This is a genomic window from Zymobacter palmae (genome assembly GCF_003610015.1).
Classification (GTDB): domain Bacteria; phylum Pseudomonadota; class Gammaproteobacteria; order Pseudomonadales; family Halomonadaceae; genus Zymobacter; species Zymobacter palmae.
Genome location: NZ_AP018933.1, coordinates 1,248,968 through 1,268,682, shown reverse-complemented (window position 1 = coordinate 1,268,682; position 19,715 = coordinate 1,248,968). Strand labels below are relative to the sequence as shown.

Sequence of the window (19,715 nt, the reverse complement as noted above, 5' to 3'; positions counted from 1 at the left end):
CGCCGTCCCTTGATCTGTGTGGGAGTGCCCGAATGTCCGGCAATGAAGAGCAGGCGCCACAGGTGCCACTGCTTGATGACGACGCTATGGATGAGCTGTTTGAGTTTCTCGACAGCGACCGCGTTGATCCTGAAGCACTGACGCTGTTCGGGGCTCATGGGTTCCTGATGGCGTTGGCAATCTCACCTGCAGCAACGCCAGCACAACTGTGGGTGGCTGAAATCTTCAACGGTGAACCAAATTTCGAAGATGCAGCGCAGCACGACCGCATTCTGGCTCATCTCGAAACCCTACATACCAATGCAGCCAACGTACTGGAAAGCGGCCAGATTCCCGAACTGCCCTTCGATTTAGAGATCGACGTCGATGAAAGCCCGATCGACACTCCGGTAGGCGAATGGTGTGCCGGCTTCATGACCGGCGTCTTCATGCAAGATGATGCATGGTTCAGCGAACAGGAAGAACAGGCCGCGCAACTGCTGCTGCCGTTCATGGCCTTGTCCGAACTGTTCGAAGAAGAAGATCCCGACCTGGCGGCCATGGCCGGCTCCCATGAACAGGCCAATCACCTTGCACGCCAGCTGCCCGATCTGACTCTCGACCTGTACTTGCTATATCGCGTGCCGCCAGAGAAACCGAAAGCGTATGGACCGAAGAAAGGGGCGGCGCAACAGAAAAAAGGCAGTCAGAAAAAGAATCGCCGCCGCTGACACCCGTTCGCTCCCCCTCAAAGGCCGCACATAACGCGGCCTTTGTCCCCCCCACGATACGCCGCTGCTCCGGCTTCTTGATTCCCTTTAGATACACCTAGCCACCTCTGTCCTCTGTCCTCTGTCCTCTGTCCTCTGTCCTCTGTCCTCTGTCCTCTGTCCTCTGTCCTCTGTCCTCTGTCCTCTGTCCTCTGTCCTCTGTCCTCTGTCCTCTGTCCTCTGTCCTCTGTCCTCTGTCCTCTGTCCTCTGTCCTCTGTCCTCTGTCCTCTGTCCTCTGTCCTCTGTCCTCTGTCCTCTGTCACCCGTCACCCGTCACCCGTCACCCGTCACCCGTCACCCGTCACCCGTCACCCGTCACCCGTCACCCGTCACCCGTCACCCGTCACCACTGTCATTTAGACAGCTGCCAATCATAATGACACCTATTTTTTCATATCATTATGAGAATAAAAATATTCAACCTGCTGATATAAAAGTGAAAATAAAACTGGCATGCGGTTTGCTCTATTGAAATGAATTTCACACCAAAAAGGTAGAGTATCCATGCTGACTCAGGCACAGAAAACCATCATTCAAGCCACGGTTCCGCTACTGGAAAGCGGTGGAGAAGCACTGGCGCGCCATTTCTATGCGTTGATGTTTGAGACTCACCCTGAGGTTCGCGCACTCTTCAATCAGACGCACCAAGCCACCGGTGATCAGGCTCGTGCGCTGGCCAACAGCGTACTGATGTACGCTCGCCATATCGACGATCTGTCGCCGTTGACGCCGCTGGTCAGCCGGATCGTCAATAAGCACGTTGCGCTCCAGATTCTGCCCGAACACTACCCCATCGTCGGTAGTTGCCTGCTGCAATCCATCCGAGAAGTGCTCGGCGCTAACGTGGCAACCGATGAGGTGCTGCAGGCATGGGGAGCCGCCTATCAGCAGCTGGCTGATCTGTTGATAGGTAAGGAAGAGCAGCATTACGAACAGAATGCGATGCAGCCTGGTGGGTGGCGTGGCAGCCGTCGCTTCCGCATAGACAGCATTAAGCAAGAAAGCCAAGATGTACGCTCGCTGACGCTGGCGCCTACCGATGGCGGTCCCATACTCAACTATCAGGCAGGCCAGTACATCGGCGTACGCCTAATGATTGAAGGGGAAGAGGTGCGCCGCAATTACTCGATATCCAATCGCGCGGACGGCCGTAGCCTGCGAATCACACTTAAGCATGTGCCTGATGGGCGCGCTTCAGGCTATCTGCATGAACGCCAGGTCGGCGATGAGCTAGAGATATTCCCTCCGGCAGGTGATTTCATTCTGGGGGAAGACAAGGTACCCGTGGCATTACTGACAGCGGGTATAGGGATCACTCCCGCCATTCCGCTGCTGGAAGAGGCGCTGGAGCAGCAGCGGCAGGTGCATTTCCTCCATGCCACTCATAACAGCCAGACACTGACATTTGGCGCATTCCTCGCTCAGCAAGCCGGGCTTCAGGACAGGATGACCCTAAAACTGTGCTTCAGCCAGCCGCTGGCCCATGATACCCCTGATGCCGTCGGCCATATCGACAGCCACTGCCTGCGCTCATGGCTACCTGCTGGCGACACCTTCCACGTCTATGTACTCGGCCCGACAGGCTTTATGGCCAACATGAAAGCACTGCTGCTGAAGCATGGCGTGACCGACGATCGCATTCACTATGAGTGCTTCGGACCCCACAAAACACTTTGAAGCCCCCTTGTTTCCAAACCAAGCAAACAGTGGCCGCCTTACGATATCAGAGGCGAAAACAACCGCTATAGAGAGGAAAAGAAAAAGGCGAACCCGTAGGTTCGCCTTTGTTCTTGCCTTGTTGCTGTCGCTGACCGGTTTACTGCGATGGCAGCACGCTACGTCAAATCACTCGGAGCGCTTGAGAGAACGATGCACATAAACATCGTAACGGCTGTTCTTCTCTTCAATCACATGGTTCGGTGCAGGCCCGGCAATGGGGGCCGCACCTTTAGGGCGCTTGACCACAACACGATGTGTCGCCACGTCCAGGGCGGCCTCAAGTAGCCGTGGCGCGTCATCATCAGCCCCGACCAGCGCTTGGAACACACGCATTTCCTTCTTCACCAATGCCGACTTTTCGCGATGAGGAAACATGGGGTCAAGATGAACGACCTGCGCATCGAACGCCTGAGCGGCCACGATATCAGCCAAGTGCCGAGTCGAGTCACCGCATGCCAGCTGCATCCGCGCCGCAATAGTCGCTACATCAGGATCATCAGCGCAGCGCGCGCGTGCAAGTCCGTCATCCAGTAGCGCCGCAATGGCACCCACTCGTTCAACCAGCAGCACCCTAGCGCCCAGACTTGCCAGAACGAACGCATCGCGCCCTAGCCCGGCCGTAGCATCGACGATGCTAGGAGTCACACCTTTGGTCAGCCCACAGGCTCGCGCCACCAACTGCCCTCGCCCTCCCCCGAATCGACGCCGATGAGCGGCCTTGCCCCCGACAAAATCCACGCTGATCGGGTGACCATAAATGCGTTCATCACCTCCCAGCACTAGACCTTCGGGGCGCATCTCTAGCCAAAGAGGTGATGCTTCGTCAGAGCCTGCCGTCACGCCATAGCGCTCGGCTAGATTGCGTGCGTGCTCATCACGCCATATCACCGCCATCAGTCGAGCGGCTTCCGTGTCGAGCGCGTGGCCACGTTATCGCGCAGATAGACCGGCTGAGCCAGTTCAGGCGCAACGGCCTTACCGGCCAGATAGGCCCCCGCCGCTAGACGTGCGATGCATGCCGCATCCGGTTCGGCATCAATATTCGCGGCCGTGATTGCTTGCGCCAGAGGCTGCGGATAACGTTCGCTGAACGCCAGACCTGCGCCCGCCGCAACGATCCGCTCGGGCAATGCAGCGGAACAGAGGATCGCTTCCGGCGCACAGACCTGTTCGTCGATGAGTGCCACCATCTGCGGTCGCATAGGCTGCGCAAGATCCACAAGGTAGCCACCGACGTAGACTTCTCCCATTCGCGCATCAAGCGTGCCCAGCGCAGCGACGGGCTGCGCTTGTGCACCGCCCTGCTGAAGTGCGGCCCCCAGCGCCAACGCTTCGAGGCTGGAAACGGCCACCATCGGCAGGTCCAGCCCCAGTGCTAGCCCTTGCGCCATGCCTGCGGCAATGCGAATGCCCGTGAATGCCCCCGGCCCGCGGCCATACGCTACGACATCGACATCCGCCAGCGTCAGTTCGGCTTCGGCCAGCACATCACGCACCATCGGCATCAGCTTGTGGGTATGCGCGCGTGGTGCAATCTCGTAGCGCCCGAACAGCTGGGCGGTGGTCAGATCGTCGCCCGCACAGCGCCACACCGCCGCAGAACATGCGCTAGACGTTGCGTCCAGCGCGAGCACGGTCGTCATGGGAGTTCCTCTATCGAAATGGGTCCAAACAGAAACGGCAGACCCACCTGCGCGCAGCACAGATGGGCCAAGGTCCTTCGAAGGGCTGGGAAAATCAGCCCTCCAGTGCTTTCAGCAGCTCAGCGCGGATATCATCCAGGGCACCGATGCCATTAACGCGGTGGTATTTCGGTGCTTCAGACGGCGCTTTCTTCGCCCATTCGCTGTAGTAAGCTACCAGCGGTTCGGTCTGGTCGTGGTAGACCTTCAGACGATCACGTACGGTATCTGGCAGGTCATCTTTGCGCTGGATCAGCAGCTCGCCCGTTGCGTCATCCTTGCCTTCTTCTTTCGGCGGATTGTAGATGACGTGATAGGTACGGCCGGAGCCTTCATGAACGCGACGGCCAGACAGACGCTTGACGATCTCGTCATCTTCAACAGCGATTTCGACAACGTGGTCGATCTCGACACCAGCATCCTTCAGCGCATCAGCCTGCGGAATGTTGCGCGGGAAACCGTCGAGCAGGAAGCCGTTGATGCAGTCAGGATGCGCAATGCGTTCCTTAACCAGTGCGATGATCAGATCATTGGAGACCAGCTGCCCTTTGGCCATGACCTCTTCTACCTGACGGCCCAGCTCGGTACCCGCCTTGATCGCAGCACGCAGCATGTCGCCCGTGGAAATCTGCGGAATGTCATAGTGCTCGCAGATGAACTGAGCCTGAGTGCCTTTGCCTGCGCCCGGAGCGCCCAACAGGATCAAACGCATGAGAGTGGTCTCCTGAAAATCGGATTGCGTTGAAACAAGCACGGCACAGAGCCAACGCCCTATGCCTTGGGGATTAATCACGACAAAGCGGCCCCGAAGGGCCGCTCTGCAGATGACGCTGCGGTTAGGCAGGTCACTCTGTCATGATGAGACTATACCGACGATGAAGCTTTCATGCGACCCCTGACGACATGCACCAAGGGTCTTCAAGGCCAAATCGTCGTTGGACATCACATCAGCAGTCGACGAATGTCACTCAGCAACTGCGCCAGATACGTGGTGAAACGCGCACCATCTGCGCCGTTCAGCGCACGGTGATCGTAGGACAAGCACAGTGGCAGCATCAGGCGCGGCTGGAAGGTCTGACCATCCCATACCGGCTTCATCTGCGCTTTGGAAATGCCCAGAATCGCCACTTCTGGCGTGTTGACGATCGGCGTAAAGGCCGTACCACCGATCGAGCCAAGGCTCGAAATGGTAAAGCAACCGCCTGTCATTTCGTCACGCGTCAGTTTCTTGTCCTGTGCACGCTTGGCTAGATCTGCCATTTCAATTGCAATCTGAATGACGCTTTTTTGATCCGCATTGCGCAGTACCGGCACCATCAAGCCGTCCGGCGTATCGACCGCGATACCGATGTGGACGTAGTTCTTCCAGATCAGCTTATCGCCATCGGGATGCAGAGAAACGTTGAACTGCGGGAATTTACGCAGCGCATAAGCGCATGCTTTGATCATGAACGGCAGCGGCGTCAGACGCGCCCCTTGTGCCGCCGCTTCGTCCTTCATGGACTTACGGAAGGCTTCCAGTTCCGTGATATCGGCATCGTCGAACTGCGTGACGTGTGGCACGTTCAGCCAGCTGCGATGCAGGTTGTTCGCCCCTGCCTGCAGCAGACGTCCCATCGGTTTGACGTCGATTTCACCAAATTTGGAGAAGTCGATCGCCGGCATCTGCGGAATACCCGCACCACCCGTAGCCGTTGCTTTGGAAGCCGCCGCCGGCTGATTCAGGCGCTGCTTGACGAACGTATGCACGTCTTCTTTCAGCACACGCGCTTTCGGGCCAGACCCGTTGACCTGCGTCAGATCAACGCCCAGTTCGCGTGCCAGCATACGCACAGCAGGGCCAGCATGCACGCTGCTAGAGGTATCACGTTCTTCAGCGGTCAATGCTTCGGTGCTCGGCTCTGCAGGGGCAGCCTTGACCGGCGTAGCCTGCTGGGGCACCGCCGCGCTAGAAGCCGCTTGAGCCGGCTGTGCAGCGGGCTTGGGTGCTTCACCTGCGGTTTCGATATAACCGATCAAATCGCCTTCAGACAGCGTGTCACCTTCCTTGACGGCCACCTCGACAACCTTGCCTGCAAACGGGCTAGGCACGTCCATGGACGCTTTGTCGGACTCCAAGGTAATCAGCGTATCTTCCTTGCTGATTTCGTCGCCGACACTGATCGCCACTTCGATCACGGGGACGTTTTCACTGCCACCAATGTCCGGTACGCGAATTTCACGGCGCTGCGGTTCAGCACTGGCTGCCGGAGCAGCTTCCGGCTGTGACGGAGCCACCGGCTGCGGTGCCGGAGCGGCTTGAGCGGGTGCTTCGGTAGCAGCGGGTGCACCCTGCTCGGTGATTTCCATCTGACCGATCAGATCACCGGTGGACACGTGGTCGCCTTCCTTCACGGCCAGCGACACAATGCGACCTGCATAGGGGCTGGGTACGTCCATGGACGCCTTGTCGGATTCCAGCGTAATCAGCGAATCCTCGGCATCGACGGTATCGCCTTCACTGACGGCCAGCTCAATGATCGGTACATTGTCACTGCCAGACAGATCCGGCACGTGAATGTCGACGATGCGCGTCGTGCTCTGGGCAGGCTGTGCAGCCGGTACTGCGTCCTGCTGAGGCGCTGCGACGGCTTCAGGGGCTGTCTGTTGCGGTGCGGTTTCAGCAGCGGGCGCTTCTGATCCACCTTCAGTGACCATCTCGATGATCGGATCACCGGTGGACACTTTATCGCCCTCACTGACCAGCACCTTGCCAATGCGGCCAGCATGCGGCGCAGGAATATCCATGGAAGCCTTGTCGGATTCCAGTACCAGCAGGGTGTCTTCGGCGTTAACCTCATCCCCTGCCTTCACCGAGATCTCGATGATCTCGACGGCATCGCTCACCCCGATATCGGGAAGCTTGATCGTTTCAGTACTCAAGGTCGCGTTCCTCATCACCTTGTCATCTGACCACGGTTGTCATGACCCAGAGGGCAGATGCACCGTTACGGCTATGAATATGAAGACATCAAACCGAAACCCCAATGCCGCCGCAGGCACTGTGAACAACACGGGCTAGCAGCGGCAGATTCCGGTTCAGGTCGGCATTACACCGTCAGCGGATTGGGTTTGCTGGTGTCGATACCGTATTTATCAAGCGCCTGTTTGACGAGCGCACGATCAACGGCACCTTGGTCGGCCAGCGCTTTCAGCGCCACGACCGTCACGAAATAGCGGTCCACTTCGAAGAAGTGACGCAGATGCGCACGGCTATCAGAGCGGCCGAAACCGTCCGTACCCAGCACGTGGTAATCGTTCGGCACCCATGCGCGCACCTGGTCCGCATACAGTTTCATGTAGTCGGTAGAGGCGATGATCGGACCTTCGCGACCTTCGAGGCACTGCGTGACCCACGGTTTTGCCGGTGTCTGGTCGACGTTCAGGAAGGCCTGACGTTCAATCTCCAGCGCTTCACGACGCAGCTCGTTGAAACTGGTCACGCTCCAGATATCGGATGCGATGCCGAAGTCATCACGCAACAGATCTGCCGCGGCTTCGACTTCACGCAGGATCGTACCGCTACCCAGCAGCTGTACGCGCGCCTTGGCGCCATCGGCTTCGACAGAACGCAGCGGGTACATACCGCGGATGACGCCTTCTTCACAGCCTTCCGGCATTTCCGGATGAACGTAGTTCTCGTTCATGACCGTCAAGTAGTAGAAGCAGCTTTCCTTATCTTGGAACATGCGCTTCAGACCATCACGCAGGATGATCGCCAGTTCATGCGCATAGGTCGGATCGTAGCTGCGGCAGTTCGGAATAGTGGACGCCTGAATGTGGCTATGGCCATCTTGGTGCTGCAGACCTTCACCGTTCAACGTCGTGCGACCGGACGTACCGCCCAGCATAAACCCACGCGCCTGCATGTCACCGGCAGCCCATGCCAAATCACCAATACGCTGGAAACCAAACATCGAATAATAGATGTAGAACGGAATCAGCGCATGATTGTGGTTGGCATAAGCGGTAGAAGCCGCGATCCAAGAGGCCATGGCCCCTGCTTCGTTGATACCCTCTTCGAGCACCTGACCTTTCTGGTCTTCGCGGTAGTACATGATCTGACCCGCATCCATCGGCTCGTACTGCTGACCGTGGGTGGAGTAGATGCCGACCTGACGGAACAGGCCTTCCATACCGAACGTACGAGCTTCATCAGGGATGATCGGCACGACGCGATGCCCCAGCGCCTTGTCTTTAATCAATCCGTTGAGTACGCGCACGAAAGACATGGTGGTAGAAATAGTGCGATCACCACTGCCCTTGAGCTGGTTGGCGAAGATCTTGTCGTCGAGCGCAGGGATTTCGAGCGCTTCGAAGTCACCATAACGCTTCGGCAAATAGCCTTTGAGCGCCTGACGGCGTTCGTGCATGTAGCGCATTTCCGGTGCATCGTCGGCCGGCTTGTAGTACGGCATGTCACCGCTTTCCAGCGCTTCGTCGGATACCGGAATGGCGAAACGATCACGGAACACCTTGAGCGCATCAGCGTTCATGGTCTTGATCTGGTGCGCTTCCATATCCGCTTCACCATGACCTTTACCCATGCCGTAACCCTTAACGGTATGCGCGAGGATAACGGTAGGCAGGCCATTGGCGTTGTTGACCGCTTCGTGGTAGGCCGCATAGACCTTCTGCGGATCATGGCCACCACGGTTCAAGCTCATCAGGTCTTCGTCAGACAGGTTCTCGACCATCTTCGCCAGCTCTTCGTACTTACCGAAGAAATGCTCGCGCATATAGCCCGCATCCTGAGCCGCGATGGTCTGGAATTCACCATCAACCATCTCGTCCATGCGTTTCTGCAGCAGCCCTTTACGGTCCTGTTCGAACAGACGATCCCACAGACTACCCCAGACAACCTTGATGACGTTCCATCCGGCACCGCGGAAGATGCCCTCCAGCTCGTCCATAATGCGGCCGTTACCACGAACCGGGCCGTCCAGACGCTGCAGGTTGCAGTTGATGACAAAGATGAGGTTGTCTAACCCTTCGCGAGACGCCATACCCAACGCGCCTAGCGTTTCGACTTCATCACACTCACCGTCGCCCAAGAACGCCCATACCTTGCGATCACCCGCGGCTTCTACACCGCGCGCATCAAGGTATTTCATCATACGAGCCTGATAGATCGCCATCAGCGGCCCCAGACCCATGGAAACGGTCGGGAACTGCCAATAATCCGGCATCAGGTACGGGTGCGGGTAGGAAGACAGACCATTACCACCGGCTTCCTGACGGAAGTTGTCGAGTTGCTCTTCGCTCAAGCGACCTTCAAGGAAGGAGCGCGCGTAGATGCCCGGCGCAATGTGGCCCTGGAAATAGATCAGGTCCCCTTTGCCATCTTCATCGCCGCCGCGGAAGAAGTGGTTAAAACCAACTTCGTATAGCGTACAGCTGGACTGGTAGCTGGCAAGGTGACCACCAACTCCCTTGCTTTTCTTGTTGGCTCGCAGCACCTGCGCCACGCTGTTCCAGCGCATGGCGGAACGCAGCTTGCGTTCCAAGAACATGTCGCCAGGCATTTTGGCTTCGCGGTGCGTAGGGATCGTGTTGCGATGCGGCGTTTTCAGAGAAAAGGCCGGCTGCATGCCATCGCGACGGAGTCGATCCGCCAGGCGACTCAGCAGATAACGAGCGCGGTCATCGCCTTCGCGATCCATGACCGATACCAGGGAATCCAGCCACTCCTGGGTTTCGATCGGATCAAGATCTTCTCTTGCCTCGAGATTCATGGACGTCTCTCCAGATGAATATTGGCGTTAACTGTCCCAGATCAATGCGGGACATTACTAACGTGGGGGACGTGGCACTTTTCGCGCGCATCGTCGTACAGATTGCCCCTAGCCAACGGACATCAACGATGTTCCATCAGCAGGCCGGATGGCCGAGTGCCCTGCGATAGGCCTGTGTCATCCGGACGGTATACGGCGTGAAGTGGCAAGCACTCCACGGTAAAATTCTTCAGCGGCTCGGCACAGACCAAGCCACAATGCAAAACGGCCAGCGAAGATACCGTAATATCCAAGCCCTGCCAATTAAACATGGCCCCATAATGCAGGGTTCGCAATGTTACATTACTTTAACCATGAGACATCTGCTCAAGGGCCAAGTTTCCCTCATTTAGCCTGTATTCGGACATTTTCACGCCCATAGCGCTAAAACTATCGCATGATAACGACACGGCTCGTAGACAAAGCCCTTATCAGCCCTCAATCACGGCCTTTAATTGACCGACAGATATTGTCGAAATAGCTGCCAGTCGAATGCGGGACCGGGATCGTCCTTTCTCATTGGTGCGATCAGCGCATGCCCTACGATGCGCTCCACGTTCAGTAAGGGGTAACGTGCCAGCAGCCCCCTAGCGATCGCCGCCAAGGTACGATACTGCGCCAAGGTAAACGGCACAGTGGGCAAACCTTCCAGCTCAATGCCAACGGCATCGTCGTTCAGGCCTTGCATGCCTTTCCACTGAGAGCGACCGGCATGCCAAGCGCGCTCATCGAACGGCACGCACTGTACCGCCTCACCATTGCGACGGATCACCACATGGGCCGACACCGTCACACCTCGCAGCGATGAGAAGGAAGGATGACGCGCGCAGTCCAGCGTATTGGAAAACAGATCGAAGATGGCATCGCCACCCCACTCCCCTGGAGGCAGCGAAATGGAGTGCACCACTAGCACCGAAGGCTCCGTGACAGGGCGAGCATTACGGTTGGGCGACAGACAGCGTGAAACTTGTTCCAGCCAGTGATCGCTATCGACACGCCATTCGTGTTCAATCACATGATGCAAGCTTGAAGCCATATTCACACTCCATTTCCCACTCATTGATACACGCTGACGCCATTCGAGGCCGCTATAATGCCACATCAAAGCCCGCTCGTGTTGGCGAGCGACATTTTCAACTAAGATGCTGAATGATTTAAAATATAAGAAAACCGCAGCGACAAATATTCGACACGGATCGTCGACAAATCAGACACCTCCTACCTTATGCTTACCGATTGCCCTTGGGACATGTTGTAAACGCTTGTCGTCCCACACACGGGCCTCTCTCGGTTTCACACATACATCGTTCATACCACACGTTGTCACGACAAGGACACCACCGGCCAACGAACCACACTTACGATATAAGCGCCGCTTGTAAAAAAACATTGGTGCCACGGTAAGTTGCGACGCTAATAGACACCATTGCACGCCACCAAAGTCTAATAATTCCCAGCATGCAAAAGCCAAATGACAGGACTATCGCGGCCTTTTCATAGCACGTCGTATCAAACGACCACATTTCAAGCACCACTCCGAGGCAATATCGCGCATACGGCTACCGAGTGCACAAACCGCCCCCGCCCTGACATCAATACGTTCCTGCTTCTTTTTATACCTATATAAAAGGAAGCAGGAAGCAGGAACGCAGGAACGCAGGAATGCAGGAATGCAGGAATGCAGGAATGCAGGAATGCAGGAATGCAGGAATGCAGGAATGCAGGAATGCAGGAATGCAGGAATGCAGGAATGCAGGAATGCAGGAATGCAGGAATGCAGGAATGCAGGAATGCAGGAATGCAGGAATGCAGGAATGCAGGAATGCAGGAATGCAGGAATGCAGGAATGCAGGAATGCAGGAATGCAGGAATGCAGGAATGCAGGAATGCAGGAATGCAGGAATGCAGGAATGCAGGAATGCAGGAATGCAGGAATGCAGGAATGCAGGAATGCAGGAATGCAGGAATGCAGGAATGCAGGAATGCAGGAATGCAGGAATGCAGGAATGCAGGAATGCAGGAATGCAGGAATGCAGGAATGCAGGAATATTGGGCGCTCGCCGTAGCGCCAGATCAAGCAAAACCGCTCACTTTTTAACCCGCTGATAACCTGCCTCAAAGAAAGATATCCCTCGTCGACAGTCGGCAAGGCATAAAAGCATTCAATCACACGGCATGATCACTCAAAAACAATGCGTATCACGGCAGACAGGTAGCTTAAAGGAAGAGTTTTTACGGCGGCCTTTTTGCGTCACGGTAAAAACCAAGCAACGGCATCAAAACCTTCAAAGGGCAAAGGCTCAGTGGTCCACGCGGCATGGTCGCTGGCAAGCGACTTCTTAAAGCATTAGAATGGCGGCTTTTCGTCTGGGGCCAGAGCCACGCGCAATGACAACGACCTTTGACATGATGCCTGTTGCTATAGTGGAAGGCTGCTACCCTGACAAGTTCGGCGTTCCGCGCCAGCCAGGGCTGGCTTCCAGCGCTACGGCCCGCCTAGTACTGCAACCGCCATTTGATACAGCAGATGCCTTACGCGGACTAGAAGATTTCAGCCATGTCTGGCTGACGTTCGTCTTCCATCGCAATCCGACGGCATGGCATGCACTGGTCCGTCCACCGCGCCTAGGGGGCAATCGCAAGGTAGGCGTATTTGCATCGCGCGCTACGCATCGCCCCAACCGCATAGGCCTGTCGTTGGTAGAAATTGCGGGCATCGAACGCACCCCCCACCCCACCATTATCATTCGCGGTCATGACTTGGTAGACGGCACCCCAGTACTCGACATTAAGCCCTATCTCCCTTGGTCGGACAGCGTCGACAACGCGCGCGCGGGCTTTGCACCCGCTCCGCCGCCGCAATACGCCGTTATCTATAGCGAAGCAGCCCGAAAGACCCTTGCCACACGCCCCGACGGCGATGCGCTTGTTACATTGATAAACGACGTCATTGCGCAAGATCCTCGCCCCGCTTACCACAGAGGCAACACTGAACGCCTGTACGGCGTGCGCCTACGCGACATCGACGTCAAGTTCCGGGAAACGGTGCTTGATGGCCAGTGCACACTAAAAATCGTGGCTATCGACACGCCGTAAGGACAGGGCCCTTTTCAAATAGCAACACCCTTACACAAAATTTCCTTCTTTGATGCTTCTTTGGACAAAAAAAGAGACTACCCTTTTATTTTCACATTCATAGCATACCAATAACAATACCACTTTTATCAATAACACTATGCTTATACCCAAAATCAAGTAACGCTTGAGCCTGTTTATTCTTTTACAGAGAAGAAAATAAAGCGCCCTCTTAAAAAGGCCAGCCTATACAGTGCGTTATCTTAAGAGTTGGCAAAAGGATAATTGGCATCAATACCAGAAGACCAATTTGGAGCGAGATTATCAGAGCGATAAAAGAGAAGTGTTGTGGTAACGCGATACCCGCACTAAAGAACAGTATCGTCTACTGTTACTTAATGTATAGAATGATTTGCGAGAACAGAGAGTGATCTCTCACTTTCACATTCTCGCGGAATGTTTAACTGTGTATCAGTGCGGTTTTGAGCCCGCAAGGACGTGGGCTCTGGAGGGGCAAGGATGCTGCCTCCGACTTGGCTGCTTGTACAGGCGCTATGGATCATGTCGGGCCAACGACGTCTTATAGCGTTCGTCAAGCTGCTACAATGGCGGGATGCCATTGCATGTATTCCACCGTGCGCAAGGACGCGCACCTTCTATCGTGTCCCTAGCCCTACAAGGCTAGGGATTTTTTTATAGTGGGCTCAGCATACAACGTCTGGCTGGCAACAAAAGCTCAGATAACCGATAAAAACGAGCGTTATTGAACGAATCTTGCCAACTCATAAACACCACTAAGGTTGTAATGAATTATAATCAAAACCCTTTCCCATTACTACAGCCGACAGTCTACAAAATTTGTCAGTGTCCTTAGAGACAGGTTTGTGTAAAACCAATTCACCCCCTTTTCCATAACACAGAAAAAGACGTTCAATAACAGCCTGATATCCATAATAATCCTCTGCTTTGATGTACCAGCGACTACCTCCCGCAATATGCACTTTCAGTCAGTTATTATTAAGTAATGCTTCGTCAATAAATACGATACGACGCGTAACGATTTTATAAAAGAAGAGTTAACATCCATTCTGCTAGAACCACACACACCACTACCGGATGAGAGTCAAACCCACGCACAAAAAAAGCCTGCCACCCTTAAAGGGATGGCAGACTTTTTATGGGTAGCAAGCAGTAACGCCCACTCCCTCTATCCGGCGAAGGCTTACTTAGGCAGGTTGATAACGTCCAGACCGCCCATGTAACCACGCAGTGCTTCCGGCACCGTAATGGAGCCGTCTTCGTTTTGATAGTTTTCCATAACGGCGACCATGCAACGCCCCACAGCCAGTCCAGAACCGTTCAGCGTATGCACCAGCGCAGGTTTTTTCTGCTCAGCCCCACGGAAACGCGCCTGCATGCGACGCGCTTGGAAATCTTCGCAGTTGGAAATCGAAGAAATCTCGCGGTATGTGTTCTGACTCGGCAGCCATACTTCAAGATCGTAGGTCTTAGCAGCGCTAAAGCCCATATCGCCCGTGCACAGCAGTACTACGCGGTAAGGCAGCTCTAAGCGACGCAGGATGGTTTCAGCATGGCCACGCATTTCTTCGAGCGCGTCGTAAGAACGTTCTGGATGAACGATCTGAACCATTTCGACTTTGTCGAACTGGTGCTGGCGGATCATGCCGCGAGTGTCACGTCCATAGGCACCGGCTTCGCTGCGGAAGCAAGGTGTATGAGCCGTCATTTTGAACGGCAGCTGTGCTTCGTCGAGAATCTCGCCGCGCACCAAGTTGGTCAACGGCACTTCAGCGGTAGGAATCAGGTAGTAGCCGGAATCGCCCTGCAGCTTGAACAAATCTTCTTCGAATTTCGGCAGCTGGCCCGTACCCTGCAGTGAATCGCGGTTCACCATGTAAGGTACGTAGGTTTCCTGATAGCCATGATCTTGCGTCTGTACATCCAGCATGAACTGCGCAATAGCACGATGCAGACGCGCGATCTGGCCGCGCATGACGGCAAAACGGCTACCGGTCAGGCGTGCTGCGCGCTCGAAATCCAGACCGCCAGTCAGCGCACCTATATCGGTATGGTCGCGAACGTCGAAATCGAACTGGCGCGGCGTACCCCAGCGCGTCAGCTCAAGGTTGTCGTCCTCACTTTTGCCGACAGGAACGCTATCGTGTGGCAGGTTCGGCAGTCCCATACAGATGTCGTCGAAACGCGCCTGCACTTCTTCCAAGCGCTTACTGGCCTGACTCAAACGGTCACCCAGTCCATCGACTTCAGCCAGCAGCGGTGCGATATCCTCACCATTGGCCTTGGCACGCCCGATGGCCCGGGAACGGTCGTTACGTTCACTTTGGAGGGCCTCAGTGGACGCCTGAAGCTCACGACGCTGGGCTTCGAGCGAACCGAGTTCGTCAGCGTCGATGATGAAGCCTCGACTTGCTAGGCGTTTGGCCACTGTTTCGAGATCGTTACGCAGCAGTTTGGGATCAAACATGGTGATTCAGTCCGATTACGGTAAAGCGTGGATGAAGAGCCCAGGCGGATACAGCCCAGCGACGAAAATGCACGGTATCTTGAGAAAAAGCAGTCGCTGGTAAGCAAGGCTTGAGCCGATCCGAACAAAGCACCTCGATGAAAAAGACAGAGATCATCGGATCATGCCGGTCAGTTACTGTTCGCCTATTCTATAGAGTCGTTCATTGCGCGATAAGGGGCGACAGATGCCGTTACTGTGCCTTAACCAGGCGCAGACAGCAATAAGCAGAATGCGAGAGATACCGCTCGGTAACGCTGTCTCTTCGCGTTCTACCGAGTGGTAAGCGCTCTCTAGCGCGGTTCTGCTCTAGCACAATCCTGCCGTTATCCGATGATCAAGCGTTGTACAGTATACCCCGAATACCGCTCAGGCCCTATTCAGCATCAAAGCCTATGATTACGGGAAATTTGATTAATAAAAACATACGGATATAACCGCTCGTGCTTCACCCAAGGCAGCAACTACATAAGCAAAAGCGTGGGATTGAGCGGTTCAGCATGCGCCAAGCGCATTTGCACTGCACTGACATGTAGCATCCGAAGCTTTCCCCATGCGAACAGGAGTGACATACTTTCTCTTCAGCAGCAAATAAGACAAGGGAATCATCCGGCGCGCAGTCACCCGTGACTGCGCGCCTTCATAAGAGGAGTGACAACGTGGCTGGTGATACCCAACGGACTGTCTCTCGCGCCCAGCAAACTGCTGAACGCTTGTTAGAAGGCACGGGCATAGCCATCAATGGCAGCAACCCCTGGGACATACAGGTTCATGATGAACGCCTGTATGGTCGTGCCTTCCGTGAAGGCTCCCTTGGCCTCGGCGAGGCCTATATGGACGGCTGGTGGGACTGCGAGCGCATCGACGAAATGGTCACGCGCTTGCTGCGGGCAGGACTCGGTGATCGGGCAGAAAGCGTCTGGGTACGGATGCTATATGCATTCCAGGCGACCTTCACCAACCTGCAAAGCCGCACGCGTGCCTATATCGTAGGTGAAAAGCACTACGATCTGGGTAACGATCTGTTCCAGAAAATGCTCGACGAAACCATGTGCTACTCCTGCGCGTACTGGAAAGAAGCCGATACGCTGCACGATGCACAGCTCGCCAAGCTCGACCTGATCGCCCGCAAGCTTGAACTCAAACCGGGCATGAAAGTGCTGGATATCGGCTGTGGCTGGGGTAGCTTTGCAGAGTTCGCCGCTCGCCAGTATGGTTGCCACGTCACGGGCATCACGATTTCGAAGGAACAGGCACAGCTGGCACGCGAACGCTGTCAGGGACTGCCGGTCGAAATTATCCTCGAAGACTATCGTGAACTGACCGGCACCTTCGACCGCATCGTGTCCATCGGTATGTTCGAACACGTCGGTCACAAAAACTATTCGACCTACTTCAAAACCGCCAAGCGTCTGCTAGCAAAAGACGGTCTATTCCTGCTTCACACTATCGGCACCAATACGTCTCATCTGGGCGCCGACCCGTGGATCAACAAGTACATCTTCCCCAACGGCATCCTGCCATCCGTCGCCCAGCTGATCAAGCCAACCGAACACCTGTTCGTCATGGAAGATTGGCAGAACCTCGGGCCGGACTACGACCGTACCCTGATGGCGTGGCATGAGCGTTTTGAAGAAGCGTGGCCGTCACTGAGCGATCGCTACAACGAGCGCACCTACCGCATGTTCCGCTACTATCTGCTGATCTGTGCCGCAACGTTCCGCGCCCGCAGCACCCAGCTGTGGCAGGTGGTCTTCTCGCACGACCGCCCCGCTCGCTACGACACTACGCGCTAGTCGCCATGACCTCGTTCCTTCTCGCAGGAGAAGACGTGGCAACCCTCTAGCAGTCGTGGCATATTGAGTGAAGGTGCAGAAGCCTTTCGTTTTTCATGCACCTTCATTTCGGTCGTCCTCTGCGACGCAACCGTTCGCGCTACGCATTCAAACAACGACTTCCACCATTTAAGGATTCTGCTCCATGTCCATGTTCGAGCATATACAGCGTGTTCCCGGTGACGCCATTCTCGGGCTGATCGAAGCCTTCAAGAACGATCCCCGTTCGCGCAAGATTGACCTTGGCGTTGGCGTTTACCGTGATGATAAAGGCGATACGCCTATTCTGCCGACGGTAAAGGATGCAGAACGCTATCTGGTCGAACATGAAACTACCAAAAGCTATATTGGTTCGCACGGCGCTGCCGACTATGGTGACTTGGTACTGTCGCTGGTCTTTGGAGCAGACTCCGAGGTCCTTGCCCAGCAGCGCGCCTCGCTGACACAGTCACCGGGCGGCACCGGCGCTCTGCGCCTGGCCGCCGATTTCCTGCGCACCAACCTCAGCCCTCGTCGCATTTGGATTAGCGATCCGACATGGCCGAACCATATCGGCATCTTCTCGGCTGCGGGCATCGAGATCAAACGCTACCCATACGTCGACGATCAGAACCACTTCGTGTTCGACCTCATGCTAGAAGCCCTGCGCCAGATTCCGGAAGGCGATATCGTACTGTTGCACGCCTGCTGCCATAACCCAACAGGCTACGACCTCAGCCGCGAACAGTGGCAGGCGGTTTTGGAAGTACTACGCGAGCGCCGCTTGCTGCCGCTGATCGATATGGCTTACCAAGGCTTCGGTCACGGACTGGACGAAGATGCCTACGGTGTACGCCTGCTGGCCGACAATCTGGACGCGATGATCATCACCTTCTCATGCTCCAAGAACTTCGGCATCTACAACGAACGTACTGGGGCTTTCATACTGGTCGCTGGCAACAAAGAAGAGATGCTGAATATCCGCTCTCAGGCGGCCATCACTGCGCGCGAGAACTACTCCAATCCGCCGGCACACGGTGCCTCCGTCGTCAGCCATGTGCTTGGCAATGATGCCCTACGCCAGCAATGGGTCAGTGAAGTCACCGAAATGCGTCAGCGTATTCGCTCCCTGCGCGAGCAACTGGTCAATGCACTGGATGCTCACGGTCTGCGCGAACGCTTCAGCTGCGTGCTGGAACAGAACGGCATGTTCTCCTATCTGGGGCTATCCCCGGAACAGGTCGACTACCTGCGTGATGAATACGGCATCTACATGGTGCGTTCCGGCCGTGCCAGCATGGCAGGACTGCGCTCAGAACAGGTAGAAGACATGGCGGCCGCACTGGCCGATGCAGTGAAGAAATTCGACTAGCCGATCCCGCAGGCGAGCATAGCGCGTGAATTTCATGAAAAAAGCGCTATGCTCACCTCACGGAAAAGCCAGTCATGCCTTGACGACATGCGGCCAGCCTCAGCGCTGGCCGCATGTCGTCAAGGTACCGCTGGTGCTCATTCATCTGCCATGAAGGAAGCACTGCGATGCTTACGCTTTACACCTATCCATTCAGTCGTTCTCTGCGCACGGTCTGGACAGCCGAAGAAATCGGCCTGGACTATCGCTGCGTTCACGTCGATATTCGCCGTGGTGAAGGCCGCACGCTGCGCCATTTGGTACGTCATCCGGGCGGCAAGGTGCCGGTCCTAGAGGAAAAAGACGGCTCTTTCCTCTTTGAGTCAGGCGCCATTTGCCGCTACCTAGTCGACGTGTACGGCCAAGGCACGCTCAAACCTGTTTCCGCCATGAATCAGGGCCTGGTCGATCAGTGGGTCTGCTTCGCGCTGGGCGAGCTGGAACAGCCGCTGTCACTGCAGGCCAAACACACGCGCGTACTGCCGGAAGACAAGCGCGTTCCCGAGATCCTTGGCGTAGCCCTATGGGAGTTTCAAGCCGCTGTCGAAACGCTGCTGCACCGCTTCGATCCTACTTCGCAGCAATGGCTGGTCGGCGATCAATTCAGCCTCGCAGACATCATGATCAGCCATACGCTGATGCTGGCCGACAAACGCGGTTATGTGCTTCCCGCCGAGCTGCTGCACTATCTCTCTCGCTGCCTGTCTCGCCCCGCCTATGTGCGTGCGGTGCAGCGTGAACGCGATGCCCGTGCTGAAGCAGAGGCCGAAGCGGAAGCTGACGACCGCCGTTAGGCCTGCCCCCCAGATACACGAGTGCCAGCGCGTGCGCTGGCATTCTTCATAGCGTTCTGACAGTAGCACAGCGTATCTGCCACCCGAACCCGATAGCCCTTTTCATATCATG

At 55.8% G+C, this 19,715-nt stretch carries 14 protein-coding genes; 7 read left to right on the top strand and 7 right to left on the bottom strand.

The features are described 5' to 3' along the window. The first annotated feature begins 32 nt into the window (after positions 1-32). Together ZBT109_RS05560 and hmpA are read left to right on the top strand one after the other, a co-directional pair. Positions 33-710 (top strand): YecA/YgfB family protein, encoded by a 678-nt coding sequence (locus tag ZBT109_RS05560; protein ID WP_027704834.1) that lies wholly within the window; start codon positions 33-35, stop codon positions 708-710. A gap of 544 nt (positions 711-1,254) precedes the next feature. Beyond that, the gene (gene hmpA, locus ZBT109_RS05550) at positions 1,255-2,427 is read left to right on the top strand and encodes an NO-inducible flavohemoprotein (RefSeq protein ID WP_027705624.1); all 1,173 of its coding nucleotides are present in this window, start codon (positions 1,255-1,257) and stop codon (positions 2,425-2,427) included. A 168-nt stretch (positions 2,428-2,595) separates the two neighbouring features. Here the strand turns inward: hmpA and ZBT109_RS05545 are convergent, their stop codons facing one another. From ZBT109_RS05545 to ampD, 6 genes are all read right to left on the bottom strand, one after another. Next, the gene (locus tag ZBT109_RS05545; RefSeq protein WP_027705625.1) at positions 2,596-3,363 is read right to left on the bottom strand and encodes a class I SAM-dependent methyltransferase; all 768 of its coding nucleotides are present in this window, start codon (positions 3,361-3,363) and stop codon (positions 2,596-2,598) included. Continuing rightward, positions 3,363-4,112: a tRNA (adenosine(37)-N6)-threonylcarbamoyltransferase complex dimerization subunit type 1 TsaB gene (gene tsaB, locus ZBT109_RS05540; protein WP_027705626.1), complete on the bottom strand. Its 750-nt coding sequence runs from the start codon at positions 4,110-4,112 to the stop codon at positions 3,363-3,365. The genes ZBT109_RS05545 and tsaB overlap by 1 nt, the downstream gene beginning before the upstream one ends. A 94-nt stretch (positions 4,113-4,206) precedes the next feature. Continuing rightward, entirely contained in the window at positions 4,207-4,863 is a 657-nt protein-coding gene (gene adk, locus ZBT109_RS05535; protein ID WP_027705627.1) for an adenylate kinase, read from the bottom strand. A 230-nt stretch (positions 4,864-5,093) separates the two neighbouring features. Beyond that, positions 5,094-7,073: a dihydrolipoyllysine-residue acetyltransferase gene (gene aceF, locus ZBT109_RS05530; RefSeq protein WP_027705628.1), complete on the bottom strand. Its 1,980-nt coding sequence runs from the start codon at positions 7,071-7,073 to the stop codon at positions 5,094-5,096. A gap of 167 nt (positions 7,074-7,240) precedes the next feature. Continuing rightward, the gene (gene aceE / locus ZBT109_RS05525) at positions 7,241-9,925 is read right to left on the bottom strand and encodes a pyruvate dehydrogenase (acetyl-transferring), homodimeric type (RefSeq protein ID WP_027705629.1); all 2,685 of its coding nucleotides are present in this window, start codon (positions 9,923-9,925) and stop codon (positions 7,241-7,243) included. Positions 9,926-10,415: 490 nt separating this feature from the next. Next, positions 10,416-11,000, bottom strand: a complete 585-nt coding sequence (ampD, locus tag ZBT109_RS05520) for a 1,6-anhydro-N-acetylmuramyl-L-alanine amidase AmpD (RefSeq protein WP_051523982.1) — start codon at positions 10,998-11,000, stop codon at positions 10,416-10,418. 634 nt (positions 11,001-11,634) lie between these two features. Here ampD and ZBT109_RS05515 point away from each other — a divergent pair. Both ZBT109_RS05515 and tsaA read left to right on the top strand, forming a co-directional pair. Further along, complete coding sequence (locus tag ZBT109_RS05515) at positions 11,635-12,030, top strand: hypothetical protein (RefSeq protein WP_145984484.1); 396 nt, start codon at positions 11,635-11,637, stop codon at positions 12,028-12,030. Positions 12,031-12,352: 322 nt separating this feature from the next. Further along, a complete protein-coding gene (gene tsaA, locus ZBT109_RS05510) occupies positions 12,353-13,060 on the top strand; it encodes a tRNA (N6-threonylcarbamoyladenosine(37)-N6)-methyltransferase TrmO (RefSeq protein WP_027705541.1) in 708 nt (235 codons plus the stop codon). Positions 13,061-14,261: 1,201 nt separating this feature from the next. On the opposite strand, the gene serS is transcribed toward tsaA, so the two are convergent. Continuing rightward, on the bottom strand, positions 14,262-15,545 hold the full coding sequence (serS, locus tag ZBT109_RS05505) for a serine--tRNA ligase (RefSeq protein WP_027705540.1): 1,284 nt from the start codon (positions 15,543-15,545) through the stop codon (positions 14,262-14,264). Between the two features lie 698 nt (positions 15,546-16,243). Between serS and cfa the strand changes: the two genes are divergently transcribed. From cfa to ZBT109_RS05490, 3 genes are all read left to right on the top strand, one after another. Beyond that, a complete protein-coding gene (gene cfa, locus ZBT109_RS05500; RefSeq protein ID WP_027705539.1) occupies positions 16,244-17,380 on the top strand; it encodes a cyclopropane fatty acyl phospholipid synthase in 1,137 nt (378 codons plus the stop codon). Positions 17,381-17,570: 190 nt separating this feature from the next. Further along, positions 17,571-18,770 (top strand): amino acid aminotransferase, encoded by a 1,200-nt coding sequence (locus ZBT109_RS05495; protein ID WP_027705538.1) that lies wholly within the window; start codon positions 17,571-17,573, stop codon positions 18,768-18,770. A gap of 167 nt (positions 18,771-18,937) precedes the next feature. Beyond that, positions 18,938-19,603 (top strand): glutathione S-transferase family protein, encoded by a 666-nt coding sequence (locus ZBT109_RS05490; protein ID WP_027705537.1) that lies wholly within the window; start codon positions 18,938-18,940, stop codon positions 19,601-19,603. Positions 19,604-19,715: the final 112 nt, after the last annotated feature.